The sequence below is a fragment of the Wolbachia endosymbiont of Howardula sp. genome (genome assembly GCF_025021925.1).
Taxonomy (GTDB): Bacteria; Pseudomonadota; Alphaproteobacteria; order Rickettsiales; family Anaplasmataceae; genus Wolbachia.
In genome coordinates, this window is record NZ_CP092368.1 from 515,188 (window position 1) to 541,678 (window position 26,491).

The following is a 26,491-nucleotide window of genomic DNA, read 5'->3' on the forward strand; positions in this document are numbered from 1 at the left end:
TTGTACTGAGATATGGATCTTTTTAAGATTATAGAAAAAAAAATTCATGATGCATTACATTGTGTTGATGTTCAGATCAGAAATGATTCTTATAAACATATAGATCATTACAACTCTCCTCTTATTTCCACTATTCCACTATCTTCACATATAAATATAATGTTAATTTGCGATTTTTTTATCAATATGACACTTATTAAGAGACATCGCATGATATATGACTTGTTAAGTGAAGAGCTTAATTTAATACATGCATTATCTCTTCAGATATATACAATAAGTGAATTTGAATTAAAGAAATCTCAAAAAAATAAACACAAATCTACTCATATCCATTATACTTCAAACTGATACGAAAAAAATACTTCTTTTTGGGGCCTGTATTAAAAATACATATAAGAGGATTATACAATGCACAACAGAGATATTTATCAATCAATATATTGTCTTATCTTAATATTTAAAAAATGTATATGAAAGAGTCATCTCGCTTAAATATTTCGTGCTTTCATCTTTCAAAATATCTGGATGTATATAGAAAGACACTGGCATAATAGCTTTTTGTTGTGGTAGTAATTCTTGTTGATTAAAACAGAAACATGCAATTTTTTTGAAATATTTACCTGCTTTAAAAGGAGTCACATTATACACTGCTATACCAATCAAAGGAATATCAGAGAGATTTTGTGCATAATAAAAAGCTAAACTTTGCTTTCCTATATTCACATCAATATAATTGATCTCTGAATGAAATGTCCAAGGTAGATCAGGCATGATATCAGCATTCAATCGTACTCTAATCTTTCGATTTTGAGTTAGAGTTTCTAAAATATTAGTATTATAATCTTTTGAAACTGTACCTCCATAACCAGTAGTTTTGCATAAAAGACTATATAAGGGTACAGATGCATAACTAATACATAACATTAAAATCACGATAGAAATTAAAAAGAATGCTATAGAGCTTTTCTTACTAGTGCTATGGGCAATGGATACTAAAGACACATTTTTGATTAATCTTTATTATTAGAAAAATGGAAGACTCTTAGTAAATTAAGAAATATATTAATAAAGTTAAAATATAGACTAGTTGCAGCAAGAATTGCTAGTTTAATAGTTATTATTTCATCTGTGCCGTAATTATATTTATAATAAATATCCTTAATCCTTTGAGCATCATATGCAGTAAGTAAAGTAAAAATTATGACTGAAATTAAAGAAATTGCAAAGTAGATTGGAGTACTACCAAGAAACATATTCACTATCGTTGCAATGATTAATCCCCAAATACCCATCAATAAAAAAGAGCCGATACTTGTCAGATCTCTTTTTGTAATATTACCATATAAAGACATCGAGCTAAACATAATAGATGTAATTAAAAATGCTCTTGTAATATTTTCTGTGGTATAAATAATAAATACATATGATAAAGAGAAACCCATTAATACAGAAAATAGAAAAAACATAACTACTGTAGACTGATAACTGAGATCTTGTAGCTTATAAGACATGTAAAATACTAATACTACTGGAGAGAATGTTACTATCAGTGATAAGAGAGGGGTATAATAAATGATTTGAAAAAGGCCACAAAAAACTGTTAGAAAGGCAACAATTGCGGTAATGCCTAATGCAATAGCCATATAGTTATATACTTTCGTAAGATAATTCTTTAATCCTACATTATAGTAAATTCTTTGAGAGTAGGTATCTTGCTCATTTATATAAGACATAGATTATAGCTCCTTCACTTATGATGATAATATTAAAATTATAATGTGAAAAAATTATTCTATCAAGTAGAAAAATCTTTATTTTATAATCATGTCTTCACATAAAGAGATTTTATAATCATGTCTTCACATAAAGAGATTTTATAATCATGTCTTCACATAAAGAGAGTATAAAACTATTGCTGCAGCATTTGATACATTTAAACTATTCACAACTTTTGTAGTTGGAATCTTTAAGAGATAATCACAGTGACTTTTTACTAGTGTTCTGATGCCTCGATCTTCAGAACCAAAAATAATTACCCTTTTATCTGCAAAACAGACTATATGTTCTAGATTTTCTCCTACATTACAATCAAAGCCATAACACCAATAATGCATTTCTTTTAAAGAATCTATAGTTTGCACTATATTTGTCACATATAATAATGGAACATTTTCTAGTGCACCACTTGCTGCTTTTGCAAGTAATGAGAATTCATTAGGTGAATAATGACGAGGTAAAATTAATACATCTACATTAAAACAAGCTGCAGTTCTTAAAATAGAACCAATGTTACGCATATCTGTTACTTGATCTAAAATGACTATAGTAGAATGCGATCTATTAGCTATTTCTGCAAGATTCAAATTATTCATAATAAGACTATCCACTTTTAAAGCAATACCTTGATGATAAGTACCATGAAAAAGTTTATTAAGAAATATATTTTGTACTAATTCTAGTGTAATACATTTATTTTCTATGAATTGCTTGATCTTTTGATAATATCCATGATAAGTAGCGTCTGTCATTAATATCTTAATGCATCTTCTCTTTTTATTTTGTAGTGCTGAGATACATGTATGCTTACCATATAACCATATCTTTCTATGTATTTGCTGTGCAGTCATTGTAATAATAATTTATAATATCATTATCTTTATAGTAATCATTCTATGGAGAATGCTATTTATATTGCTAATATTTTAAGGTATTTTTATCAGAATCATGACATATTGTGTTTTGTGATCATGCATATTAAAAAATTACACATGATAAATTCTTTTTAATTACTCAATTATAGATTATGAGACGATAACATAAAATATCAAATTCTAATTTGAAGAGTTTATTACAAGAAAAACAGTACAATAATATACATAAAACAATGATATATCATTACATTAGGTCATTACATTAGGTCATTATTAATCAGAATTTAATTCTGTACAATAAACGTTTATCGAGTAAATTATCCTAAATACAGGCTAAGATAAATAAATATTTTTTTAAAATTATTATCATATTAAAACTACAATTCTGTATTTTAATAAAGTGCATATAAAAATCTATTGACATAAGAATTATTATGTTATAACAATTAAAACCTAATTGAGATGTTTGAATAGTTATAAAAATCATATTTCTAAAGTAGAAATAAAGACAGCAGTATTAAGCTAAATTATTTATTCGGATATTTATCCGAAGTTACTTCAATTTAAATTATAGAGTTGAAGTCAAAATTTGAGAGTTTGATCCTGGCTCAGAATGAACGCTGGCGGCAAGCCTAACACATGCAAGTCGAACGAAGTGATGCTGTAAAGTATCACTTAGTGGCAGACGGGTGAGTAATATATAGGAATCTACCTAGTAGTAAGGAATAATTCTTGGAAACAAGAACTAATACCTTATACGCCCTATGGGGGAAAGATTTATCGCTACTAGATGAGCCTATACTAGATTAGCTAGTTGGTAGGGTAATGGCTTACCAAGGCGACGATCTATAGCTGATCTGAGAGGATGATCAGCCACACTGGAACTGAGATACGGTCCAGACTCCTACGGGAGGCAGCAGTGGGGAATATTGGACAATGGGCGAAAGCCTGATCCAGCTATGTCGCATGAGTGAAGAAGGCCTTCGGGTTGTAAAGCTCTTTCAGTGAGGAAGATAATGACGGTACTCACAGAAGAAGTCCTGGCTAACTCCGTGCCAGCAGCCGCGGTAATACGGAGAGGGCTAGCGTTATTCGGAATCATTGGGCGTAAAGGGCGCGTAGGCGGATTAGTAAGTTAAAAGTGAAATCCCAGGGCTTAACCTTGGAACTGCTTTTAAAACTGCTTATCTAGAGATTGAAAGAGGATAGAGGAATTCCTAGTGTAGAGGTGAAATTCGTAAATATTAGGAGGAACACCAGTGGCGAAGGCGTCTATCTGGTTCAAATCTGACGCTGAGGCGCGAAAGCGTGGGTAGCAAACAGGATTAGATACCCTGGTAGTCCACGCTGTAAACGATGAATGTTAAATATAGGAAGTTGACTTTCTGTATTAAAGCTAACGCGTTAAACATTCCGCCTGGGGACTACGGTCGCAAGATTAAAACTCAAAGGAATTGACGGGGACCCGCACAAGCGGTGGAGCATGTGGTTTAATTCGATGCAACGCGAAAAACCTTACCACTCCTTGACATGAAAATTATTCCTATCTGAAGAGATAGGGTCGGTTTATACCGAATTTTACACAGGTGTTGCATGGCTGTCGTCAGCTCGTGTCGTGAGATGTTGGGTTAAGTCCCGCAACGAGCGCAACCCTCATCCTTAGTTACCATCAGGTAATGCTGGGCACTTTAAGGAAACTGCTAGTGATAAATTAGAGGAAGGTGGGGATGATGTCAAGTCATCATGGCCCTTATGGAGTGGGCTACACACGTGCTACAATGGTGACTACAACGAGTCGCAAAGTCGTGAGGCTAAGCTAATCTCTTAAAAGTCATCTCAGTTCGGATTGCACTCTGCAACTCGAGTGCATGAAGTTGGAATCGCTAGTAATCGTGGATCAGCATGCCACGGTGAATACGTTCTCGGGTCTTGTACACACTGCCCGTCACGCCATGGAAATTGGTTTCACTCGAAGCTAACGACCTAACCGCAAGGAGGGAGTTATTTAAAGTGGGATTGGTAACTGGGGTGAAGTCGTAACAAGGTAGCAGTAGGGGAATCTGCAGCTGGATTACCTCCTTAAGCTGTGTGTATAATACATTTCTCATTATCATGGAGATGTTTTTATATACGATACTGCTGTCTTTACTTCTACTTTAACATTTCTCTACCAGGTAACTAACTTTATGAGTGATCAACCTCTTTCTCCTCACTTACAAATATATAAAATACATATTACAAGTCTTTTGTCTATCATGCATCGGTGTACTGGAATTTTGTTATTCCTTTTACTAATTAGTTTATCTTGGTGCTTTATATTATATGTCTTTTATCCTAAATGCCTTATTTTGACATATTGCAATATGTTATTCTCAAATCTTGTTGTAAGAATAGCAACATACTTTATATGTTTTCTATGTTTTATATATCATTCATTTAATGGTATTCGTTACTTGATGTGGAGCATTGGAATGCATTTAGATCCCAATGATTTTTTGAAGAGTATCATTTTATTGGGTATCCTATTACTGTTTAGTATTATACCATTTATCATGATATTTATATGAATAATCCAGTGCGTAATTGGTGGTTACAGCGTATTACTGCTATTGTATTGTTATGTTTCTTTTCTGTATTTCTATACTTATATTTTTATATATTCTATATACCTCTCTCTTTATCTGATATTCTCTCTCAAGTTATTACTCATCCTTTAGAATTATTATTTTTATCAATATTACTATTTTATATTTTTTGGCATTCATTGATCGGAATACAGATTATTTGTGAAGACTATATTCACAAAATTTCTCTCAGAATTTTTACTATCACAGTTATCAAATTTTTCTCTAGAATTACTTATATCACGCTCATTTTTAGTCTTTTATGTTTTTATAAAAATTTAATATTATAAATCTTAAATTAAATTAATTTTTTATTCGCGCATTATAATAAATTATGCTAATATAGAATTGGTAATTGAATAATGTTTAACTGATATGCAGTGGATAGAAAGAAGTATCGCAAATATTACTACTTCTTTTGCTAATCTTATTCCTTTAATTTTAATATGTATAGTATTTTATTTTTTTGTGATTCGTCCACATCATAAAAAAATAAAAGAACATAGAAAGATTTTAGATGGAATCAAAATTAGTGATGTAATTATTACTACTGGTGGAATAATCGGTACTATCAATAAAATTGATAAAATACATGGACAATTATTACTAGCAATAGCACCAAAAGTTGAAGTAAGAATTCTTATATCAGCAATATCTGAAGTATTAAATACCGCAATACATCAAGACACGATCAATCCAATTATAAAAGTTAAAAATCAAAAAATTCTAAAGAATATTAAAACTAATACAAATATATAAAATAAAATACTTGAATAACAACACTAATTTGAAAGTTATTATTCACTAATAATTGCACTTAATTTGATATTTATCATGATATCCAAATTTGGAGTATACAGAGTTGATATGATAAAAATCACAAATCTTGCAATAAAATTCAAAGATATACGCGTTGCAAAAAAAATTTTGTATTAGTACAAAGTAAAACTCATTAATTGAAAGAGGCTTAAATTTATAATATATCTTATATTAGAGAGAGATATATACTGTACAATACAGATTTCTATTGCATCCCTCTTAAAGGAATTTTATAATCAAGAGCGTATTGTGCAATTCAGAGTAATAATACTAATACAATAAGTATATAATTAATATGAAAAAAATAAAACTAAAAACTAAGTCTTCTGTTAAAAAGCGATTTAAGTTGACAGCTCATGGTAAAGTGATTGCAACTCAATCAGGCAAAAGACATGGTATGATTAAGAGAAGCAAAGCTAATATTCGCAATCAACGCGGGACAGTAATTCTTGGTAAAGCTGATGCACGTATAGTGAAGCTATATATGCCTTACGGTATTGCATAGAAATGGAGGTGAAATATAAATGTCTAGAGTAAAGCGTGGTGTAACTACTCATGCTCGTCATAAAAAGATATTGAAATTAGCAAAAGGTTATAAAGGGCGATCAAAAAGTTGTTATAGAATTGCATTGCAAAGAGTAGAAAAAGCATTACAGTATGCTTATAGAGATAGAAGAAATCGCAAGCGGGATTTTCGAAATCTGTGGATTATTCGAATTAATGCTGCAGTGAGAGCTCGTGGTATGATTTACAGTAGATTTATATATGGCCTTAAACTTATGGATCTGTCTATCAATAGAAAAATGCTTGCTGAACTCTCTGTCAATTATCAAGAAAATTTTGATCAGTTATTTAAAATTGTCAGTGATAAACTAATCACAACACAATCACAAGAAAGATAGTTTATCATGCGAGTAATCTTTATGGGCACATCGCAGTATGCTATTACTCCTCTGAACTTGCTCTTAAAATCACAGAGAACAGTATTAGCAATATATACTAAGAAAATAAGCAGTGATTTTCATAGAAAGAAATTGGTAAAATCATCAATTCATGCTATTGCTGATCATCATAAAATTACAGTATATACTCCTACATCTCTCAACGAGATAGACACACAAGAAACATTTATAAAATTGCAACCAGATATTGTCATTGTAGCATCTTATGGCATCATGATACCACAATCAATTTTAAGCATTCCAAAATATGGATGTATCAACATTCATCCTTCATTACTACCAAGATGGCGCGGACCTGCTCCTATACAAAATGTCATCTTATCTGGAGATCAAGAAACAGGAGTCACAATTATACAATTGACTAAAGACTTAGATTCTGGTCCTATCTTAAAACAACAAAAAATTTTCATTGATCAACATGATAACTATTCATCCTTACATTCTAGATTATCTGAGTTAGGTGGAAATATATTACTTGAAGTACTAAATCAGATAGAACAACAAGTGCCTGTGCAACAGGATCATCAGAATGCATGTTATGCAAGTAAGATAGAAGATAATCAAATTTATTCTACTGATGCTTGTCAGCAGGCTTATAGAAAAGTAAAAGCATTCTATCCAAAAGCATTTGTCAAAATAAATAATATACGTATTATATTACTTGATGCTGAATATTCTCAGGATACTTCTCATGCGAATTATGGTGCCATTATGAATAACAAGATGTATATCAGATTAAAAGGAGGTATCCTAGTGCCTAAAGTTGTACATATGGAAGGAAGAAGACCATGTGAGATTTCGAATTTTCTGCGTGGATTTAAAATTAATATAATGAATAACGTAATAGATTAAAAAATTCATGAAGCATGTATTGATATACTATATACATTTAATGTATTCTATCATTCGTCACTTGAAAAATTTCATAGATCCTCATATGATCTGAGAGAGATTTTTTGTACACAAGTACAATACCCTTTTTTTTGATATTTAGAAAAAATATAATGAAAATCACACGAGCATTACTGTCAGTATATGACAAAACTAATATCATAAAACTTGCATCTTTTTTAGAGCAACAAAGAATAGAGATTCTTGCAACAGGTAGTACATATAACTCTCTATTTGCTGCAGGAATAAAAGCACAAGAGATTTCACATTATACACAATCTTCAGAAATGCTAGAAGGACGCATCAAAACACTACATCCTAAAATTCATAGCGGTATACTTTGTGATAGAAAGAGACATAAAGATGAAATACATACTCTAGGTATCATACCTATTGATCTCATTGTGGTGAATTTATATCCGTTTTGGGATGAAGTAAATAATCATAGCACTGAAGAAAAAATTATAGATCAAATAGATATTGGTGGTGTGGCATTAATTAGATCTGCAGCAAAAAATTTTTCTTTTACTTCTGTAATTTCTAGTATTCAGGATTATGATACCATCATTCATGAGATGACAAAAAATGGTAATAAAACTACCTTACAATATAGACAATATTTAGCAACTAAGGCATTTGCATTAACTGCATATTATGATAGTAATATTTACAACTGGTTTACAGAAAAGAATGTAAGTAACAATTTACCCGAATTTTTTACATTATATGGATATAAAGCACAAGAATTAAGATATGGAGAAAATCCACATCAAAAAGCTGCATTTTATAGTAATAGATTATCTCAATATCCTCTGGAGAAAGTACATGGCAAAGAATTAAGTTATAATAATATTTTAGATATAGAATCTGCACTAAACATTATCTCTCATTTTAAAGAGCCTTCTGCAGTCATTATAAAGCATAATAATCCATGTGGAGTCGCGATAGGTCATAATGCTTTAGACGCATATAAAAAAGCTATATCAATTGATAAAATCAGTAATTTTGGAGGGATTGTTAGTATTAATAGAGAAATAGATTATGAATTATCTCGCACTCTTAATGAGATCTTTTTAGAAGTAGTAATAGCTCCTTCAATTAATACATATGCACTCGAAATATTAAAAGGCAAAAAAAACCTGAGAATTATTATTTATCAATCTATTCAACAAAATAAGATATATCATGCTAAAAATGTAACAGGAGGGTTTTTAGTACAACAAGTTAATCACCATATTATTACTCCACAAGAACTCATACAAGTAACAGAGCATTCTATTACAAAAGAAGAAATGACAGATCTAATCTTTGCATGGCATGTTTGTATACATGTAAAATCCAATGCAATAGTAATAGCAAAAAATGGTTGCGCTATTGGTATAGGTGCAGGACAAACAAGTAGAATAGAGAGTGTAAAGATTGCATTACAGAAGGCAGGTACTCAATGTACAGGCGCCTTTCTTGCTTCAGATGCCTTTTTACCATTTACAGATAGTATAATAGAAATGAAAAAGAAGAATATTAAAGCTATTATTCAACCTGGTGGTTCTTTACAGGATAAAGAAATTATAGAATACGCAAATAAAAATAATATTGCTATGTTTTTTACTGGCATAAGAAGTTTTTACCATTAAAGTTTTTTGATCTATTATATGATATTGTAATTGAAAATTACAGAATGAAAAATACTTGTACAAGCAATATTCAATATGATAAAATAGGATCATTTTATTCCTCGGTAGCTCAGTGGTAGAGCAGTTGGCTGTTAACCAATTGGTCGCTGGTTCGAATCCGGCCCGGGGAGCTTCTCTTTCTTTATAACAAATTATATGCATGTCAAATCAATCGTATTATGTATATTAGATGGATGGGGAAATGGTATCATGAATAATATATATAATCCGATAAGCAGTGCTTATTTACCTTGTTGGAATTATATTAACTCTTATTATCCAAAATGTAATTTATTAGCTTCTGGACTAGCAGTTGGGCTACCAAAAAACCAGATTGGTAATTCAGAAGTAGGTCATATGAATATCGGAAGTGGAAGAGTGCTAATGCAAAGTCTAGAACGTATTAATCAAAAAATTAACATTATAGATAATAATATTAATTTACAACGCTTTATTCATAATATCAAAAATAAAAATGGTATATGTCATCTTTTAGGATTAATATCAAGTGGTGGAGTGCACTCACATCATAAGCATATTGCTATATTAGCAAATAAAATTGCACAACATGGTATCAAAGTTATGATACATGCTTTTTTAGATGGAAGAGATACACCTCCTAATTCAGGAAAAGAGTATCTTCAAGATTTTATATATCAAGTAAAGGATCAAGATATTAGAATTGCTACTATTTCTGGACGTTATTATGCAATGGATAGAGATAATAGATGGGAAAGAACTAGGAAAACATATAAGGCAATTGTATTTGCACAGGGAAGATCTTATAAAGATGTTATGCTATTACTTGATAGTAACTATCATAATAATATAGGTGATGAGTTTATTCATCCATCAATCATAGGAGATTATAATGGCATTGAAGAGGAAGATGGTATTTTATTTGCTAACTTTCGTGCTGATAGAATGATGCAACTTGCAAGCATGCTATTAAAGAAACAAGATACTAGAATGTATAATAATTTAACGGATCTTAAAACAAATATATTAAATAAACATGCTAATAGCCTTCAGTTTCTGAGTATGACACAGTATAAAAAAGGATTGCAAATGCCATATCTTTTTTCTCCTATATCATGTTTTAATTCTTTAGGACAAGTCATATCAAGAAACAAACTTAGGCAATTACGTATTGCTGAAACTGAAAAATATGCTCATGTTACCTATTTTTTTAATTGTGGGCAGGAAGATCCATTTTTAGGAGAAGAAAGAATTCTGATTGCTTCACCAAAAGTCAAAACTTATGATTTACAACCTGAAATGTCTGTATTTGAATTGACAAAACATCTGATTATAAAAATTCGTTCTCAAGAATTTTCATTGATAGTAGTAAATTTTGCTAATCCTGATATGGTGGGACATACAGGTAAAATAATAGCTGCTCAGAAAGCACTAGAAGCAGTAGATATATGTATAAAAAAAGTGTTGAATGCTACTCAAGAAGTACAGGATACTGCACTAATTGTTACATCAGATCATGGTAATATTGAATGTATGTTTGATGAAATAAATAATACATCTCATACAGCTCACACTTTAAATACAGTACCATTTATTATATGCTATGATGCATATCATAATATGAATTTAAAAGATGGTAAATTATCTGATATTGCGCCTACTATTCTACAATTGCTGAAAATTCCACAACCATCTGAGATGACTGGTATGTCATTACTGATGACTGATTCTATCATATAATGAGTTCATTAAAGAAATCTTTCATGTCATTAACATTCTCTATGTTAATAGTTTTGATTGATGAATCAATTCTTTTTACTAAATGTGATAAAACTCTCTTAGGACCAATTTCAACCAATGTATTAATTCCATGATTCTTCATATATATTACCATTTCTCTCCATCTCACTCTGCTGAGAATTTGTTTTGCAAGTAGTACTTTTAAAGTATGTGGATCATTTTCTGCTTGAGCAGTCACATTTGATATACACGGTACTATAGGACTTGATATTTTAATATCATGTAAATATTCTAAAATTGTATTATCTGCAGGTTTCATTAAAGATGAATGAAATGGTCCACTAACTTGTAATTTAATTAATTTTTTGATACTAATTTCTCTCAAAATATCAGGTAGTTTATGAAGATTTTCTATAGTGCCACTGATTACTACTTGTCCTGCACCATTGTCATTTGATATTTCATATAAAATACCATTCATATTTTCCAATTTCAATATTTGTTCTATTTTTTCTATTGCTACTCCTAATAATGCTATCATACCACCTTGCGCTTTTGCAGAAGCTTCTGACATAGCTATACTACGCACTTGTAATAATTTAACCGTATCTTCAAGTGTTAAAGCTCCCGAAGCGCATAGCGCTGTATATTCTCCAACTGAGTGACCACAGACATACTTGATATTAAAATTAGAAAATAATGATCTTCCATAAATATATTCCATAGTTCTGAACATTGCTATTGATACTACCATAATAGCTGGTTGCGCATTTTCCGTATTAGTTAATTCTTGAAGAGAGCTATGAAAAATGATATTAGATAATTTGCGATTTAGAATATTATCTACTTCATCAAAGACTTGTCTCGCAATAGGAAATTCTGTATATAAGCTTTGTCCCATACCTATAAACTGTGAACCCTGACCTGGAAATGCAAAAATAATCATCATTTATTTTGTATGTAATTAAATATACTGTTTTATTTATCTTTGTCATTATCCATTAAAATAATTTGTTGACTTTATGAAGCAAATTTACAAGAATATTAATTCATCAAGGACTAAAAAAACATGATCAAAGCAGTAATCAGTTACCATAAAGTCATTATAGTAATGACTAATGGACAAGAATTTGAGACACGTTCTACTTATGGTACAGAAGGAAATCGAATAAAACTTGATAGAGATCCATTAACACATCCTGCATGGACGAAAACATTGACAAGTGGGTCATTGAGCAAAGCTAGTAAGCTCGCTAAATTTAATAATAAATATGGAGACATATTTTAATATTTTCTATTTATCTTATATATGATGAAAGATGCATAAGTATCAGAATATAGGATATATTGCTTCTCATCTCCCAAAATCACGAAGAATTTCTCAATTATTAGAACAATTGAATTTTATTAATGTGAAACAAGATAATAGATCTAAAGTCGATTTATTAATTGTTGTAGGAGGTGATGGCTTTATGTTACGTACCTTACATAATTATATTATTAAACATAGACACACACACATATATGGCATTAATACTGGTAACGTTGGATTCTTAATGAATAAATGTGTCGATCGCTGTGAAGAACTGATCAATCATATTAAATATGCCACTTCAACACAATTAACATTACTAAAGATGGAGATATCAGATATAAATGGTAATAGTTGTCAATATATAGCAGTCAATGAAGTATATATTTTTAGAAAAACAAATCAAATAGTAGAAATGAATATCACTATCAATAGTAAACTAAAATTAGAAAAATTGAGAGGTGATGGTATCATTCTCTCTACTCCAACAGGTAGTACAGCATACAATTTTTCTGCAGGTGGTCCTATATTACCATTAAATTCAAATTTACTTGCGCTAACTTCTATTAATAGTTATTATCCACGACATTGGAATGGAGCTCTTATACCAAATGATAAAATAGTGCAAATTGACATTCATGATACAAAAAAACGTCCAGTACTTGTAGTCTCAGATTATAAAGAGTTTCATAATATATCACAGATTAAAATACAAAAAGATCATGAGAGTACAATGACTCTTCTTTTTAATAAGGACTATTCTCTAAATGAACGCATAATTGATAGACAATTTTTGTATTAATAATATCCTATGTGCTTTAAAGAGAGAATTGATTATTATGATTTACAATATGATGTACAGCTGATATGATATCTTCTACTTGTGGTAAAGCTTTTTTCTCTAGATTTGAAGCATAAGGTAAAGGAATATCCTGTCCAGTTACTCGTATCACCGGTGCATCTAGATAATCAAATCCTTGTTCCATAGCAATAGTAGAAATTTCTGTTCCTATACCTGCAAAAGGCCATCCATCTTCTACACTTACTAATCTATTAGTCTTCTTAAGAGAATTAATAATAGTGTCAGAGTCAAGAGGTCTTAAAGTTCTTAAATCAATTACTTCGGCATCTATTCCATCATTCTGGTATAGCAAATCTGCTGCATGTAAAGTATGACTGATTTTTAAAGAAAATGCAGTAATAGTGACATCCTTTCCTTTGCGAATCACAGATGCTTTCCCTATATCAATTAAAAAATCCTTATTCCTCATCTGAGATTCAGGTACTTCATGTTCATGGCTATACGCTATTTCATTTTCTAAAAAAATGACCGGATTTGGATCACGAATCGCTGATTTGAGCAAGCCTCTACAATCAGAAGCAAAATAAGGTGCTATGACTTTGAGCCCAGGTATATGTGCATACCAAGAAGCAAAACATTGCGAATGTTGTGCAGCAACTCTAGATGATGCGCCATTTGGTCCGCGAAATACTATTGAGCATCCCAATTGTCCACCTGACATATAATGAATTTTCGCTGCAGAATTTACAATTTGATCAATGGCTTGCATAGAGAAATTAAAAGTCATAAACTCAACAATTGGTTTTAAGCCAGCAAAAGATGCGCCTATAGCAAGGCCTGTAAGGCCGTGTTCAGTAATTGGTGAATCGATAATTCTATCGCATCCGAACTCTTTTAAGAGTCCTTTTGTAACTTTATAAGCACCATTATATTCTCCAATTTCTTGTCCTATTATAAATATATTAGGATCATTCTGCATTTCTTCTCTAAGTGCTATACATAGAGCCTCTCTCACACTTAAGAATGCCATTTTTACTAAAATAATATAGTTTTCTAATAAAACTATACCAGAATTATAAATAATAAGTAAAGTAAAATTCCTGAATCTTAGCATTCATGATATTACCTTTTAGGTAGTAGGTATTTTAACCATAATTCTTCTCTCTCATGAAGTTTCATCTATTTCTTTTGTTCAATATACTTACATATTAAAATAGAAAGTTCATATAACATTAACATTGGTATTGCAAGTCCTATTTGACTTACAACATCAGGTGGTGTTAAAATAGCAGCAATAATAAAAATTATTACTATCGCAATTCTACGTTTACTAGATAAATGATGCGCACTTAAAAATCCTACTTTCACCATAAGCGTAAGAATCACAGGTATTTGAAATGCGGTACCAAATGCAAACATAAATTGTAATACAAGATCTAAATATTCACTTACTGATGGCATAAATTCTATAGGTATTCCAAAAGATTGACCGCTGTGTTCAAATGCAATAAAAAATTTCCATGCTAACGGCAAGATATAGTAATATACTACAGTCGCTCCTATCGCAAATAGTAGAGGAGTTGCAATTAAATATGGTAATAAAGCTTCTTTCTCACTTTTATATAAGCCAGGAGCTAAAAACATATAGAATTGCCATGCAAAAACAGGACAAGAAAATAATAATGCACTTGTTATTGCCACTCTGAGATACACAAAAAATGCTTCTGTTAAATCTGTGTAAATGAGAGAAAAATCGTTGCTATTTTTTGTGACTGCTATTAAAGGAGCAAGTAAAAAATAATATATATATTCTTTAAAGAAATAACATATACTAAAAGTGATACAAAAAAATAAAAAACAGAATATGACTCTTCTTCTTAATTCTGCAAAATGTTCATAAAAGGATGAATATAATGAAGAATATCTATCTAACTTATTATTCATGCTCTATTTCTACCATAGCATAATAGTACAATATCTAACATTCTGAGGGAAAAAGCCCATTCATTGTCATACCATGCTGCTACTCTACATACATCACCTGTAACATGAGTACCTCTTAAATCTATAATTGCACTATACGGATTATGAATGAAATCTATTGACACTAAAGGTTGATCACATGTAGATAAAACATGTGATAATATATTAAATTTTGTAGAGGAGAGTGAAAGATCTTGGAAGACTGCATTGATTTTTTTTACTGATACTTCTTGTGCAACAGTAAACGTAAAATCTACTAGAGATACATTACTTACTGGTACTCTAATAGCAGTACCATCTATTTTGCCCTTTAATTCTGGAATAATATTGCCAATTGTTTTTGCTGCACCAGTTGTCGTGGGGATCATAGATAAACCACATGCTCTAGCTCTGTATAAATCATGATGATTACCATCAAGGATATTTTGATCATTTGTATAAGCATGTATAGTAGTCATAAAACCACTTTTTATCTTGAAATGAGAATGTAGAATTTTTGCAATTATTGCAAAGCAGTTTGTAGTACATGATCCTGCTGATATTACTCTATGTTCTTGTGTGAGCATGTCATCATTTACACCATAAATTATAGTGACATCAGAATCTAAAACAGGCGCAGAAATAATTACCTTTTGTGCATTATGTCTTATCGCTGCTGCACGATTATTAAATGCTCCAGTACATTCAAGAACCACATCAACATTCCAAGGAATATTTTTAGGGTCTCTTTCTCGATATATCAATAGCTTTTTATCATTGATAGATAACCAATTCTCATGATTATTAAAATGAATACGACCGTTAAATATACCATGCACAGAATCATATTTGATGAAATGTGCATGATGCTCAGCACTCAATGAGCCATTGACAGATATTAATTCTATATGTTGGTTATATAATTCTATCTCATGAATAGCACGTAATATACTTTTTCCTATTCTACCAAGCCCATTTATTCCTACACGAATCTTCATGTTATCATACAAAACTCTTAATTATATAGAATATTACATTATTTATCATGATCTTCTATTATGTCTATATCTTTTTTTATATATATAATCTCTCTTAAAGAAAATTTCTCTTTTATAATGTGAATCTCTATTATCTTCTAAAAATTCTTATAGAGAGATTTTTCATGAAATTTAGCACTAACGAAGAGTATAAACTAAATAGAGGATTGAGAATTGCTATGCTTTATGTATGTTATGTGTATTAATTTTTAAGTTATGAGGAATGAGATAACTTTGTGATGATTGCTTTTCGCGCTAAATCATCAGCTTCCATATTATATTTGTTACCATTATGTGCTTTTACCCACTGCCAAGTGATTGAATTATGATATAATACGATATTATCTAATTCTTGCCATAGTTTGATATTTTTTACTGACTTTTTATTACTTGTTTGCCAGCCATTTATTTTCCATTTTTTTATCCATTCTGTAATACCATATTTCACGTATAGACTATCCGTGTATAAGGATATATTATGAGAACATTTTAATTCTTTGAGTCCATTAATTACAGCTGTTAATTCCATTTTATTGTTTGTAGTATTTTCTTCTCTGCCAGAAATGCATTCTTTATGATCGTAAAATAATATGATTGCTGACCATCCTCCTGATCTAGTTGTAGTAGAGCATGCACCATCTGTATATATTATAACTTTTTCTTTATTCATTTTAAATATATACTTCGCATGTAACACGCTTCTAGAAAAAATAGAAAAAATTTTTTTTTAGATACTATCGCTTTTATATTATATCATATAATGAAAAAATTATAATGACAATTACAATATAAATAAACAGTAGAACATACTATCTATTATTTATCATAAATTGATGGTTAACAGATAGTAATAGAGCAAAAAATAATACTACTAAATAGAAAAAATAAGTAAGAAATTGAGTAAACAAACATCTTTTGCTGTGCATTATAATCTCTATATTTCAGTACTGACATAGCATGCCAAATAAACATGTAATTGACAAAAAAGATAAGACAAATATATATTAAAGGCTTTTTTAAGAATAGAGTCGGTAAAAAGCTTATTAATACTAATAATATGCTATATTTAAAGATACAATTTCTTGTGCGTTCTGCACCATATACAATATTATACATTGGAATTGATGCATGTATATAATCTGACGATTTATTTAAAGCAAGTGACCAGAAATGCGGAGGAGTCCAGAAAAAAATGATAAGAAATAAAATAATACTTTCCCAACTAATAGAATTAGTAATAGATGCATATCCAATCATTGGAGGACAGGCTCCAGCAACACCACCAATCACAATATTTTGCGGAGAACTTCTTTTTAACCAAATAGTATATATAAAAACATAAAATAACATACTAAATGCTAATAAGCCAGAAGTAAGATAATTGACTGTTATTGCCATCATTAGTACTGAACAAATTCCAAGGATCGTTCCAAATGTAAGAGCTAGTATTGGAGAAATCCTACCTGCAGGTATAGGTCTATTTTTAGTACGCTCCATCAATATATCTATATCTCTATCATACCACATATTGATAGCACCAACTGCTCCCGATCCAAGTGCAACACATGTAAGAGAGCTTATCACAAGTATAGAATTAAATTCTTCTTGTGTAGCAATCATGCCAGTCAATGTAGTAAACACTACAAGATATATTATTCTTGGCTTTATTAAATGCCATATATCAATGATAATCACATTATTTTATATAACATATAACATAATCTCCTCCTATACTCTTAATTATATTACTGGTGGTATATCAAAAGAATGGAAAGGCGGAGGAGAAGATAATGTCCATTCTAAGGTATTAGCACCCCAAGGGTTATCTCCAGCTTTTGTACCATATTTAAAAAGATAAATCACGACAAATAAAAAGAATATCACTGAAATAAAAGAAATATATGCACCAATTGAAGAAATATAGTTCCATAAAATAAAAGCATCTGGATAATCAGGAATCCTTCTAGGCATACCAGCTAATCCTAGGAAATGCTGTGGTAAAAAAGTAATATTTGTACCAATAAAAGTGAGCCAAAAGTGAATTTGCCCTAAAGGTTCACTATATTGCTTACCAGACATTTTACTAATCCAGTAATAAAATCCAGCAAAAGCTGCAAATAATACAGCAAGTGACATGACGTAGTGAAAGTGAGCAACAACATAATATGTATCATGCAATACCTTATCTATTCCACTATGAGAAAGGGTGATCCCAGTGATACCACCACCTACAAACATAAATATAAAACCTAATGCAAAAAGCATAGGAGTTTTTAGCTCAATCGCTCCTCCCCACATAGTAGCAATCCAACTAAAAACTTTGACACCAGTAATGACACCTATAAAAGATGTTAGAATGCTAAAAAAGACTTCTGCTGTAGCTCCTAGACCAACAGTAAACATGTGATGTGCCCACACTATAAAACCAAGTACTGCTATTCCTATCATAGCATACACCATACCTATATAACCAAATATAGGTCTATGAGAAAAAGTTGATATCACTTGACTGATAATACCAAACGCTGGAAATATTATGATATACACTTCTGGATGACCGAAAAACCAAAAAAGATGCTGAAATAATATAGGATCACCACCACCTGCAGGATCAAAAAAGGTTGTTCCAACATTACGATCAGTGAGTAGCATAGTAATAGCGCCTCCAAGCACTGGTAATGCTACAATTAACATAAATGATGTGAGAAAAATAGACCACACAAACAACGGCATTTTAGTTAAACTCATACCTTGTATTCTCATATTTAATATAGTGACAATAAAATTGATTGATCCTATAATTGAAGAAATGCCAGCTATGTGTAACGCGAGTATTGCAATATCTACTCCAGCTCCTGGATGTGAATTAGGATATGATAATGGAGGATATAGAGTCCAACCAGTACCTGACCCTTCTCCTGTACATGCTGAAATAATTAATAATATAAACGAAGTACATAGTAACCAAAAACTTGCATTGTTCATTCTAGGAAATGCCATATCAGGTGCTCCAATCATAAGAGGTACAAACCAATTTCCAAACCCTCCCATTAATGCTGGCATGATCATAAAGAAGACCATGATTAATGCATGACCAGTAATTAATACATTATATAATTGATAGTTATTATTTAGGATATTAATATGCATTAGCTGAGTACGAATTATAATAGATAATCCTCCTCCAATGATTCCTGCTAATATAGAAAAAATAATATATAATGTTCCGATATCTTTATGATTAGTAGATAAAAGCCATCGTTTTATTCCTTTTGGGGTATTATGCATTTTTCATTCTCACTCAATTCCTTTTAATTTTATATCTTCAATCCAATTATCAAACTCGTCTCTACTCACTGCTTCAACAACAATTGGCATAAATCCATGTCCTGGTCCACATAATTCATAACACTGACCGTAATAAGTGCCAGGAGTTTTGATATTAAACCAAGATTCATTGAGCCTACCTGGAATTGCATCTATTTTTATACCAAACGCAGATATCCCCCAACTGTGTATTACATCTGCAGATATGATTTGTAATAGAATATTAGTATTCGTAGGTAAAATCACTTTATTATCAACGGATAGTAATTTCAGATCTCCTTCTTCGGTTAAATCATTTACATCTTTAAGATAGCTATTAAAAGATAGATTATTATACTCTGGATAGAGATAACTCCAATACCATTGATGTCCTATTACTTTTAATGTAATATCTGTTTTTGGAATTTTATCTTGTAATATTATTAATTGTGCATTTTTGAATGATAATATTCCTATAATAATAGTAGGTATAATAAACCAAATTACTTCTAAAGCAGTGCTATGTGTAGTATTGCTAATATTCACGACTTTACTTTTTCGAAAGCGAAATATTATATAAGCAATTAAAATCCATATGAATAACATAATGCTGATCATCACAATCATAACAAATGAATGAGCACTAATCACATGTTCCATTATTTCAGTTGCAGGAGTCGGAAAACCAAACGTCCAAGTAGAAGGTTGCATGCCGCAGACTATATTAGAATATAAAGTAATTAATATAATAGGTAACTTACTCATAACTTTTGTCTGCACCATAAGCAAAGTTGCATGATAAATGCTAATATATTTCACGATATTCTGCAAGAAGAGATTTATATTTGTATCGTATACTATCTTGAAAATATCATTTTCATGATAGTACAATTTATATTGATTCATATAAGATTTTGTATTTTAATGATTGTCATACTGATTATGAGGCGATATTAATAATCAAGAATACAGAATATTTTTAATTCAAAATTCTAATTTGTAAATTTGATATTAATTAGGAAGTGATAATGTTTAGATTAGAAGGTAGAAAATTTTTAATTACAGGTGCATCAGGTGGTATAGGTCAAGCAATTATTAAAATAATGCATGAAGCTGGTGCTACTTTATGTATTTCTGGCACAAAAAGAGAAATTCTTGAAAAAATAGTAATGCAATATAAAAATAATATTGATATGTTACTGTGTAATTTATGTAATCTTGAAGAAGTCACTCAGCTAATAAGTAAGGCTAGTCATTTAATGAATGGATTTGATGGTCTAGTGTGCAATGCAGGAATTGTACAGGATAGTTCTATATTTAGGATGAATGATGATATATGGCAAAAAGTCATCGATGTGAATTTAACTGCTACATTTAAGCTTAATAAAGAAGCATCTAAAATACTTATTAAGAATAATTGGGGTAGAATTATTAATATTTCCTCAATTATTGCTTTGACTGGTAATGCAGGACAAGCTAATTATGCAGCTTCAAAAGCTGGAATCATAGCTATGAGTAAATCTATAGCACGAGAGGTAGCAAGTCGTAATATCACTGTCAATTGTATTGCTCCTGGATTTATAGATACTAATATCATTCAAATGCTCAGTATCGAACATAAGAAGAAAATATTAGATAATATTCCTATGAAAAGGATGGGTACAGGAGAAGAAGTAGCATATGGAGTATTATTTTTAGCAAGTGATGAAGCAAAATATATTACAGGATTTGTATTAAATATAAATGGAGGATTATTTATGTAGAATCAAATAATACTATATCTCTGTAGATCCCCTTATTCATTTATTTTTGATATGTAAGTTATTCAGATTGTATATTATTTAAGTAATAGACTATTGTATCAATAGTAGTAAATTTAATGTTATGAAGTTGCGAAAAAGCAAATATTTCAGGTAAACGCATCATAGTACCATTATCATTAATTAATTCACATCCTACTGCTGCTTGAGTATATCCTGCTAACTTTGCTATTTCAACACTTGCTTCAGTATGTCCTCTTCTTACTAAGACTCCTCCATCATTTGCAATAGTAGGAAAAACATGTCCTGGTGTAATAATATCATCTTGAGTGCTTTGATCATTAATAGCAATATGTATAGTATGAGTTCTATCATATGCAGATACTCCAGTTGTAATACCAAAACGCGCATCAATTGAAGTAGTAAATGCAGTATGATGTACTTGATTTTCTACATTAGTCTGATGCATAAATCCAAGATTGAGTTTAATCATATGTAACTTAGTCATAGCTAAAAATACTATACCAGTACCATATCTAATCATAAAAGCCATATGTTTTGGAGTGATTTTATCTGCTAATATAATAAGATCCCCTTCATTTTCTCTATTTTCATCATCTACTATAATAAATAATTTACCTGCAATTGCTTCATCTAATATATCTGTAATCGAAGAAATTGATGTTCTAAAATTAGTCATGAGAATTAAAATATAATTTGATCTTATGCATATAGTATTACTTAAATTCAACTTTAATGACTTTGTATAATTTCTCTCCACTAGGCACTGTTACTTCAACATCATCTCCTACTCTTTTACCTATTAAAGCACTACCTATAGGGGAGTGAATTGAGATTAAATTATTTGCAATATCAACTTCATATTCACCGACTATCTTATAAATATATTCTATAATCTTTGTATCATCATTTAGTATTCTCAATGTTACAGTTGCACCAAACATAATAATATCACCAGATAAATTATTTATTTCTATAACTTCAGCATGTGCGATTTTATGTTCTAACTCTATAATACGACCTTCAATAAAGCCTAATTTTTCTCGCGCTGCGTGATATTCTGCATTCTCAGATAAATCACCTTGATCACGAGAGTCAGAAATAGATTGAATAATATGAGGCTTTTCTTCTTTTATCTTTGCAAGCTCATTATACATATTCTGCAAACCTTCCTGTGTAATAGGAAATCTATGAATAATCGAAAAATGCATCATAAGACCCAAAAACTATAAGCGATTAAAATTAGTAACAAAATTTTGCATAGTATTATCAATCTTCTTCTTTATATCATCAGTGATTTCATTTGACAACTGCTTTAACATCTCAGGATATAAAGTATGAAAATATTCAATAAATTCATACGTGAATTTAGTAATCTCTTGTATTTGAATTTGACTTAAAAGATTATATAAGTTAGAAAAAATATACATAATCAAAATTTGTTCTTCTATGGGCATAGTGATATGTTGTTTTTGTTTTAATAATTCAACTAGATATTGACCTTTATTTAGGGCAAGTTGTAGACTAATATCTAGTTCAGAACCAAATTTTGAAAAATCCTCTAATTCTTTATATTGAGCTAAACTAAGTTTTATAGAGCCAGCAACTTGTTTTACACAAGATAATTGTGCTGCAGATCCAACCCTAGACACAGATAAACCTATATTTACACTAGGGCGAAAACCTTTATGAAAAAGTTCTGTATCAAGAAAGATTTGTCCATCAGTAATTGAAATAACATTTGTTGGTATATATGTAGATACATCACCAGCTTGCGTTTCTACAATTGGTAAAGCAGTTAATGAGCCATTTCCTTTAAGATCAGACATTTTAGCAGCTCTTTCAAGTAAGCGCGCATGTACATAGAAGATATCTCCAGGATATGCTTCACGTCCAGGAGAATATCTTAAAAGTAGTGACATCTGGCGATATGATATAGCATGTTTAGATAAATCATCATAGACTACTAGAGCGTGCATTCCATTATCACGAAAATACTCTCCAATAGTACAACCAGCATACGGTGCTAAGAATTGCATAGGCGCACTTTCAGATGCACCTGATACAACTACAGTTGTATATTCAAGCGCTCCACTTTCTTTTAACTGATTTACTATTTTTGCAACTGTGGAAATTTTTTGCCCAATAGCAACATAAATACAGTACATTTTTTGTTTTTTCTCTACTTGATCATTAATAATTTTCTGATTGATTATAGTATCAAGTGCAATAGTTGTCTTACCAATTTGTCTATCTCCAATAATCAATTCTCTCTGTCCTCTACCTATTGGTACTAGTAAATCAATAATTTTAATTCCTGTTTGTAATGGTTCATGAACAGAAGTACGATCAATAATACCAGGAGCTTGAGCTTCTATGTTCATCTTATTGAAAGTTTTTATCTCTCCTAATCCATCTATAGGTTCTCCTAATGCATTGACTACTCTGCCTAATAATTCAAAACCTACAGAAATTTGAATCACATCACCACTGCACTTTATTGTATCACCTTCCTGGATATCTAGATCATGACCAAGTATTGCTATACTAGATATGTCATGATTTAAATCAAGTACTATGCCATTTAGTCCATTCTCAAAACATACTTTCTCGCCAAATTTTGCTTGATCCATACCGTATACTAATGCAATTCCATCAGTTACGGAAATTACCTCTCCTATATTTTGATGTTCTATGGGATAGTTAAATTCTTGAACTTTTTTTCGTATTATATTAACTATTTCAGAGCTATTAATATTAGTGTTCATAGTAATTCCTTATTTTTTAATATTTCAGTTTGACTTAAGTGAACTAATCTCTTTAAATAGCTTTTTAATGAGCGATCTATTAAGTAGGAATTATATCTTACTATAAAACCACCTAGTATAGTAGGATTAATTACATTACTCACTTTTGTAATAACACCAAGAAACGTGAGAGATTCAGTAATCAACTGAATATCAGATTTATTTAATAAAACTGCAGATATAATAATAATTTCAAATTCGTTTTGACTATTTCGTACAAAATATAGGAACTTTTCTAATATCGCAAGTAATAAATTAAATCTCTTATTTATACAGACAATTATAATAAACTTGATAAATTGATCACTAATATATTGCTTGAGAATCAAGATAAGTTCTTGTTTCATTGTATAAGATATTCTAGGATGAGATAAAAAATGAAAAATATCATCTTGATTACGTAAAAAATGTAATAGCATTTTTGCTTCTTGTTTATATATCTCTAATTGATATTTTGATATTTCAAATAAGATATTTGCATATGAGGTAATCAAGTAATGAGCTTGAATGTTATTCATAATTGTGAACCTATAAATATTATATATCAGAATTAAATTAAATATTAATGACTCACTTGCATAAAGATTTTTGCATTAGTGATGAAGATATAAAGTGTAATGAAATAGGAAATTATGTTATCTCATGAGTCTTATTATAAGATTTTCCTTTTGCTAAAATATCTCTCTCTACTAGCTCAATCACTGCCATTTTAGCACAATCACCTTTTCTTATATTAAACTTAATGATTCGAGAGTACCCTCCTGGACGATTGTGATAACGCTCTGCCATAACATGTAATAATTTATTAACTACTAACTTATTATTATGCAAGCGTGATAGCAAAAGTCTTCTGCCATATAAAGAAGACTTATTTTTAGCAATTGTAATCAATTTTTCGATATATGGACGTAATATTCTAGCCTTTGATAAAGTAGTTATAATTTGCTCATGATTGATTAAGGAAATAGAGAGATTTTTTAACATAGATAATCTATGTTGAGTAAATCTGGAAAGTTTTCTTGTTCTTATACCATGTCTCATATATTACCTAATTGCATCATCTATCTTCATCAGCATGTTGTTTAGCCAATTCCTCTATATCATTAGGTGGCCAGTTTGGTATAGAAATACCTAAAGATAATCCAAAATTACTTAATACTGCTTTAATCTCATTAAGAGATTTTCTACCAAAATTAGCAGTCCTTAACATTTCACTTTCTGTTTTTTGTACAAGATCACCAATATAAGTAATCTTTTCGTTTTTTAAACAATTATGAGATCTTACAGATAATTCCATCTCATCTACTTTGCGTAAAAATACTGGATCATACCCTAAATCTTTAGTAGCGATATTATAATAAGAAGAGGCATGAGAAAATCTATAAGAAGGATCAGCCATAATAAATGGTTGTAATTGTTCTTGCAATATTTTAGCAGAATAATCAAGAGCTTGAATCGGTGAAATTGTACCATCAGTTTCAATTGAAAAGATTAATTTATCTTTATCCGTCACTTGACCAACTCGACTGTTCTCTATTTTGTAAGATACTCTTTTAATAGGGCTATATAATGCATTCACAGGAATAAAATTCACTCTATCTTGCTCATGAATAAATTTTAAAAATTCATTCTCTTTATATCTTGATACAGGTAAATAACCCTTACCTCTCGATACATATATTCTCATATTAAAATCTATTTCTTCTCCTAGAGTACATATAAGCAATTTTTTATTCATGATAACGCATTGAGTATCTATATCTATCATACTTGCAAATACCTGACAAGGACCCTTAGCATGTAAAGTGAGAGTAGTATGAGAGATATCATGCAATTGACATCTCAGCATGCTTATATTGAGTATGATATCAGTGATATCTTCTCTCACGCCTTGCAGTGAAGTAAATTCATGAGAAATTCCTTCAATATTCACGCCATACACAGCATTTCCTTTGAGTGAGGATAACATCACGCGCCTTAATGCATTTCCTAAAGTTAACGCAAAGCCACTTTCCAGTGGTTCTAATATGACATCACTTTTTTCAATAGCATCACCTGAAATAACTTTAATTGCACTCGGTTGAGTTAATCTATCTAAACTGTGAGAGATAATCGTTTCATTGTTATTATGCATATAAATTT

29 protein-coding genes, 1 tRNA gene and 1 rRNA gene are annotated in these 26,491 nt (G+C 30.4%); 14 read left to right on the forward strand and 17 right to left on the reverse strand.

All coding sequences use genetic code 11. From position 1 onward, the window contains the following. The first annotated feature begins 12 nt into the window (after positions 1–12). A complete protein-coding gene (locus tag MC061_RS02365) occupies positions 13–351 on the forward strand; it encodes a BolA family protein (RefSeq protein ID WP_259535750.1) in 339 nt (112 codons plus the stop codon). Between the two features lie 102 nt (positions 352–453). Here the strand turns inward: MC061_RS02365 and MC061_RS02370 are convergent, their stop codons facing one another. The 3 genes from MC061_RS02370 to rlmB all read right to left on the reverse strand — a co-directional run bounded on the left by MC061_RS02370 (position 454) and on the right by rlmB (position 2,630). After that, positions 454–927 (reverse strand): cytochrome c oxidase assembly protein, encoded by a 474-nt coding sequence (locus MC061_RS02370; protein ID WP_259536268.1) that lies wholly within the window; start codon positions 925–927, stop codon positions 454–456. Positions 928–1,013: 86 nt separating this feature from the next. After that, entirely contained in the window at positions 1,014–1,736 is a 723-nt protein-coding gene (locus MC061_RS02375) for a Bax inhibitor-1/YccA family protein (protein ID WP_259535752.1), read from the reverse strand. A gap of 147 nt (positions 1,737–1,883) precedes the next feature. Then, positions 1,884–2,630 carry a 23S rRNA (guanosine(2251)-2'-O)-methyltransferase RlmB gene (gene rlmB / locus MC061_RS02380; RefSeq protein ID WP_259535754.1) on the reverse strand — a complete coding sequence of 249 codons (747 nt, stop codon included), beginning with the start codon at positions 2,628–2,630 and terminating at the stop codon, positions 1,884–1,886. A gap of 609 nt (positions 2,631–3,239) precedes the next feature. Here rlmB and MC061_RS02385 point away from each other — a divergent pair. The 10 genes from MC061_RS02385 (at position 3,240) to gpmI (ending at position 11,342) form a co-directional block, all read left to right on the forward strand. Beyond that, positions 3,240–4,736 (forward strand): 16S ribosomal RNA (locus MC061_RS02385). Positions 4,737–4,840: 104 nt separating this feature from the next. Beyond that, on the forward strand, positions 4,841–5,221 hold the full coding sequence (sdhC, locus tag MC061_RS02390; protein WP_259535756.1) for a succinate dehydrogenase, cytochrome b556 subunit: 381 nt from the start codon (positions 4,841–4,843) through the stop codon (positions 5,219–5,221). Further along, positions 5,218–5,568, forward strand: coding sequence for a succinate dehydrogenase, hydrophobic membrane anchor protein (gene sdhD, locus MC061_RS02395; RefSeq protein WP_259535758.1), 351 nt, complete (start codon positions 5,218–5,220; stop codon positions 5,566–5,568). Before sdhC ends, sdhD begins: the two co-directional genes overlap by 4 nt. A gap of 85 nt (positions 5,569–5,653) precedes the next feature. Continuing rightward, positions 5,654–6,037: a preprotein translocase subunit YajC gene (gene yajC, locus MC061_RS02400; protein WP_259535761.1), complete on the forward strand. Its 384-nt coding sequence runs from the start codon at positions 5,654–5,656 to the stop codon at positions 6,035–6,037. Positions 6,038–6,392: 355 nt separating this feature from the next. Then, a complete protein-coding gene (rpmI, locus tag MC061_RS02405; protein WP_259535763.1) occupies positions 6,393–6,602 on the forward strand; it encodes a 50S ribosomal protein L35 in 210 nt (69 codons plus the stop codon). A 19-nt stretch (positions 6,603–6,621) separates the two neighbouring features. Then, the gene (rplT, locus tag MC061_RS02410) at positions 6,622–6,999 is read left to right on the forward strand and encodes a 50S ribosomal protein L20 (protein ID WP_259535765.1); all 378 of its coding nucleotides are present in this window, start codon (positions 6,622–6,624) and stop codon (positions 6,997–6,999) included. A 6-nt stretch (positions 7,000–7,005) separates the two neighbouring features. Further along, a complete protein-coding gene (gene fmt / locus MC061_RS02415) occupies positions 7,006–7,911 on the forward strand; it encodes a methionyl-tRNA formyltransferase (RefSeq protein ID WP_259535767.1) in 906 nt (301 codons plus the stop codon). A 152-nt stretch (positions 7,912–8,063) separates the two neighbouring features. After that, a complete protein-coding gene (gene purH, locus MC061_RS02420; RefSeq protein WP_259535769.1) occupies positions 8,064–9,584 on the forward strand; it encodes a bifunctional phosphoribosylaminoimidazolecarboxamide formyltransferase/IMP cyclohydrolase in 1,521 nt (506 codons plus the stop codon). A 98-nt stretch (positions 9,585–9,682) separates the two neighbouring features. Continuing rightward, positions 9,683–9,754: transfer RNA gene (locus tag MC061_RS02425), tRNA-Asn, on the forward strand. A 25-nt stretch (positions 9,755–9,779) separates the two neighbouring features. Beyond that, positions 9,780–11,342: a 2,3-bisphosphoglycerate-independent phosphoglycerate mutase gene (gene gpmI / locus MC061_RS02430; RefSeq protein ID WP_259535771.1), complete on the forward strand. Its 1,563-nt coding sequence runs from the start codon at positions 9,780–9,782 to the stop codon at positions 11,340–11,342. Here gpmI and fabD read toward each other — a convergent pair. Further along, on the reverse strand, positions 11,335–12,285 hold the full coding sequence (gene fabD / locus MC061_RS02435; RefSeq protein ID WP_259536269.1) for an ACP S-malonyltransferase: 951 nt from the start codon (positions 12,283–12,285) through the stop codon (positions 11,335–11,337). The two genes, gpmI and fabD, sit on opposite strands and share 8 nt — an antisense overlap. A gap of 126 nt (positions 12,286–12,411) precedes the next feature. Here fabD and rpmE point away from each other — a divergent pair, with 126 nt between their 5' ends. Continuing rightward, on the forward strand, positions 12,412–12,630 hold the full coding sequence (rpmE, locus tag MC061_RS02440) for a 50S ribosomal protein L31 (RefSeq protein WP_259535773.1): 219 nt from the start codon (positions 12,412–12,414) through the stop codon (positions 12,628–12,630). Between the two features lie 31 nt (positions 12,631–12,661). Beyond that, positions 12,662–13,456: an NAD kinase gene (locus MC061_RS02445; RefSeq protein WP_259535775.1), complete on the forward strand. Its 795-nt coding sequence runs from the start codon at positions 12,662–12,664 to the stop codon at positions 13,454–13,456. Between the two features lie 16 nt (positions 13,457–13,472). On the opposite strand, the gene MC061_RS02450 is transcribed toward MC061_RS02445, so the two are convergent. The 7 genes from MC061_RS02450 to coxB form a co-directional block, all read right to left on the reverse strand. Next, complete coding sequence (locus tag MC061_RS02450) at positions 13,473–14,486, reverse strand: pyruvate dehydrogenase complex E1 component subunit beta (protein WP_259536270.1); 1,014 nt, start codon at positions 14,484–14,486, stop codon at positions 13,473–13,475. A 149-nt stretch (positions 14,487–14,635) separates the two neighbouring features. Continuing rightward, positions 14,636–15,400, reverse strand: a complete 765-nt coding sequence (gene tatC / locus MC061_RS02455) for a twin-arginine translocase subunit TatC (protein WP_259535777.1) — start codon at positions 15,398–15,400, stop codon at positions 14,636–14,638. After that, positions 15,397–16,416, reverse strand: a complete 1,020-nt coding sequence (locus tag MC061_RS02460; protein ID WP_259535779.1) for a type I glyceraldehyde-3-phosphate dehydrogenase — start codon at positions 16,414–16,416, stop codon at positions 15,397–15,399. Before MC061_RS02460 ends, tatC begins: the two co-directional genes overlap by 4 nt. 253 nt (positions 16,417–16,669) lie before the next feature. Beyond that, entirely contained in the window at positions 16,670–17,125 is a 456-nt protein-coding gene (gene rnhA / locus MC061_RS02465; protein ID WP_259535781.1) for a ribonuclease HI, read from the reverse strand. 167 nt (positions 17,126–17,292) lie between these two features. Continuing rightward, a complete protein-coding gene (locus MC061_RS02470) occupies positions 17,293–18,150 on the reverse strand; it encodes a heme o synthase (RefSeq protein WP_259535783.1) in 858 nt (285 codons plus the stop codon). Between the two features lie 45 nt (positions 18,151–18,195). Further along, entirely contained in the window at positions 18,196–19,743 is a 1,548-nt protein-coding gene (gene ctaD, locus MC061_RS02475; protein ID WP_259535785.1) for a cytochrome c oxidase subunit I, read from the reverse strand. A gap of 9 nt (positions 19,744–19,752) precedes the next feature. After that, the gene (gene coxB / locus MC061_RS02480; protein WP_346268846.1) at positions 19,753–20,526 is read right to left on the reverse strand and encodes a cytochrome c oxidase subunit II; all 774 of its coding nucleotides are present in this window, start codon (positions 20,524–20,526) and stop codon (positions 19,753–19,755) included. Between the two features lie 263 nt (positions 20,527–20,789). On the opposite strand from coxB, the gene fabG reads away from it, so the two are divergent. Further along, positions 20,790–21,524 (forward strand): 3-oxoacyl-ACP reductase FabG, encoded by a 735-nt coding sequence (gene fabG, locus MC061_RS02485; protein ID WP_259535789.1) that lies wholly within the window; start codon positions 20,790–20,792, stop codon positions 21,522–21,524. Between the two features lie 58 nt (positions 21,525–21,582). On the opposite strand, the gene ribB is transcribed toward fabG, so the two are convergent. The 6 genes from ribB to MC061_RS02515 form a co-directional block, all read right to left on the reverse strand. Continuing rightward, a complete protein-coding gene (gene ribB / locus MC061_RS02490; RefSeq protein WP_259535791.1) occupies positions 21,583–22,221 on the reverse strand; it encodes a 3,4-dihydroxy-2-butanone-4-phosphate synthase in 639 nt (212 codons plus the stop codon). A gap of 37 nt (positions 22,222–22,258) precedes the next feature. Next, on the reverse strand, positions 22,259–22,753 hold the full coding sequence (greA, locus tag MC061_RS02495; protein WP_259536272.1) for a transcription elongation factor GreA: 495 nt from the start codon (positions 22,751–22,753) through the stop codon (positions 22,259–22,261). 15 nt (positions 22,754–22,768) lie between these two features. Next, positions 22,769–24,310, reverse strand: coding sequence for a F0F1 ATP synthase subunit alpha (gene atpA, locus MC061_RS02500; protein WP_259535793.1), 1,542 nt, complete (start codon positions 24,308–24,310; stop codon positions 22,769–22,771). Continuing rightward, positions 24,307–24,867, reverse strand: a complete 561-nt coding sequence (atpH, locus tag MC061_RS02505) for an ATP synthase F1 subunit delta (RefSeq protein ID WP_259535795.1) — start codon at positions 24,865–24,867, stop codon at positions 24,307–24,309. Before atpH ends, atpA begins: the two co-directional genes overlap by 4 nt. 112 nt (positions 24,868–24,979) lie before the next feature. After that, complete coding sequence (gene rplQ / locus MC061_RS02510) at positions 24,980–25,390, reverse strand: 50S ribosomal protein L17 (RefSeq protein ID WP_259535797.1); 411 nt, start codon at positions 25,388–25,390, stop codon at positions 24,980–24,982. A gap of 16 nt (positions 25,391–25,406) precedes the next feature. Next, positions 25,407–26,483 (reverse strand): DNA-directed RNA polymerase subunit alpha, encoded by a 1,077-nt coding sequence (locus tag MC061_RS02515; RefSeq protein ID WP_259535799.1) that lies wholly within the window; start codon positions 26,481–26,483, stop codon positions 25,407–25,409. Between the last annotated feature and the right edge of the window lie 8 nt (positions 26,484–26,491).

Excerpts from the sequence above, each read along its gene's own strand:
- MC061_RS02365 (WP_259535750.1), top strand. The coding sequence starts at position 13 with ATGGATCTTTTTAAGATTATAGAAAAAAAAATTCATGATGCATTACAT.
- MC061_RS02370 (WP_259536268.1), bottom strand. The coding sequence starts at position 927 with ATGTTATGTATTAGTTATGCATCTGTACCCTTATATAGTCTTTTATGC.
- MC061_RS02375 (WP_259535752.1), bottom strand. The coding sequence starts at position 1,736 with ATGTCTTATATAAATGAGCAAGATACCTACTCTCAAAGAATTTACTAT.
- rlmB (WP_259535754.1), bottom strand. The coding sequence starts at position 2,630 with ATGACTGCACAGCAAATACATAGAAAGATATGGTTATATGGTAAGCAT.
- sdhC (WP_259535756.1), top strand. The coding sequence starts at position 4,841 with ATGAGTGATCAACCTCTTTCTCCTCACTTACAAATATATAAAATACAT.
- sdhD (WP_259535758.1), top strand. The coding sequence starts at position 5,218 with ATGAATAATCCAGTGCGTAATTGGTGGTTACAGCGTATTACTGCTATT.
- yajC (WP_259535761.1), top strand. The coding sequence starts at position 5,654 with ATGCAGTGGATAGAAAGAAGTATCGCAAATATTACTACTTCTTTTGCT.
- rpmI (WP_259535763.1), top strand. The coding sequence starts at position 6,393 with ATGAAAAAAATAAAACTAAAAACTAAGTCTTCTGTTAAAAAGCGATTT.
- rplT (WP_259535765.1), top strand. The coding sequence starts at position 6,622 with ATGTCTAGAGTAAAGCGTGGTGTAACTACTCATGCTCGTCATAAAAAG.
- fmt (WP_259535767.1), top strand. The coding sequence starts at position 7,006 with ATGCGAGTAATCTTTATGGGCACATCGCAGTATGCTATTACTCCTCTG.
- purH (WP_259535769.1), top strand. The coding sequence starts at position 8,064 with ATGAAAATCACACGAGCATTACTGTCAGTATATGACAAAACTAATATC.
- gpmI (WP_259535771.1), top strand. The coding sequence starts at position 9,780 with ATGCATGTCAAATCAATCGTATTATGTATATTAGATGGATGGGGAAAT.
- rpmE (WP_259535773.1), top strand. The coding sequence starts at position 12,412 with ATGATCAAAGCAGTAATCAGTTACCATAAAGTCATTATAGTAATGACT.
- MC061_RS02445 (WP_259535775.1), top strand. The coding sequence starts at position 12,662 with ATGCATAAGTATCAGAATATAGGATATATTGCTTCTCATCTCCCAAAA.
- MC061_RS02450 (WP_259536270.1), bottom strand. The coding sequence starts at position 14,486 with ATGGCATTCTTAAGTGTGAGAGAGGCTCTATGTATAGCACTTAGAGAA.
- tatC (WP_259535777.1), bottom strand. The coding sequence starts at position 15,400 with ATGAATAATAAGTTAGATAGATATTCTTCATTATATTCATCCTTTTAT.
- MC061_RS02460 (WP_259535779.1), bottom strand. The coding sequence starts at position 16,416 with ATGAAGATTCGTGTAGGAATAAATGGGCTTGGTAGAATAGGAAAAAGT.
- rnhA (WP_259535781.1), bottom strand. The coding sequence starts at position 17,125 with ATGAATAAAGAAAAAGTTATAATATATACAGATGGTGCATGCTCTACT.
- ctaD (WP_259535785.1), bottom strand. The coding sequence starts at position 19,743 with ATGCATAATACCCCAAAAGGAATAAAACGATGGCTTTTATCTACTAAT.
- coxB (WP_346268846.1), bottom strand. The coding sequence starts at position 20,526 with ATGAGTAAGTTACCTATTATATTAATTACTTTATATTCTAATATAGTC.
- fabG (WP_259535789.1), top strand. The coding sequence starts at position 20,790 with ATGTTTAGATTAGAAGGTAGAAAATTTTTAATTACAGGTGCATCAGGT.
- ribB (WP_259535791.1), bottom strand. The coding sequence starts at position 22,221 with ATGACTAATTTTAGAACATCAATTTCTTCGATTACAGATATATTAGAT.
- greA (WP_259536272.1), bottom strand. The coding sequence starts at position 22,753 with ATGCATTTTTCGATTATTCATAGATTTCCTATTACACAGGAAGGTTTG.
- atpA (WP_259535793.1), bottom strand. The coding sequence starts at position 24,310 with ATGAACACTAATATTAATAGCTCTGAAATAGTTAATATAATACGAAAA.
- atpH (WP_259535795.1), bottom strand. The coding sequence starts at position 24,867 with ATGAATAACATTCAAGCTCATTACTTGATTACCTCATATGCAAATATC.
- rplQ (WP_259535797.1), bottom strand. The coding sequence starts at position 25,390 with ATGAGACATGGTATAAGAACAAGAAAACTTTCCAGATTTACTCAACAT.
- MC061_RS02515 (WP_259535799.1), bottom strand. The coding sequence starts at position 26,483 with ATGCATAATAACAATGAAACGATTATCTCTCACAGTTTAGATAGATTA.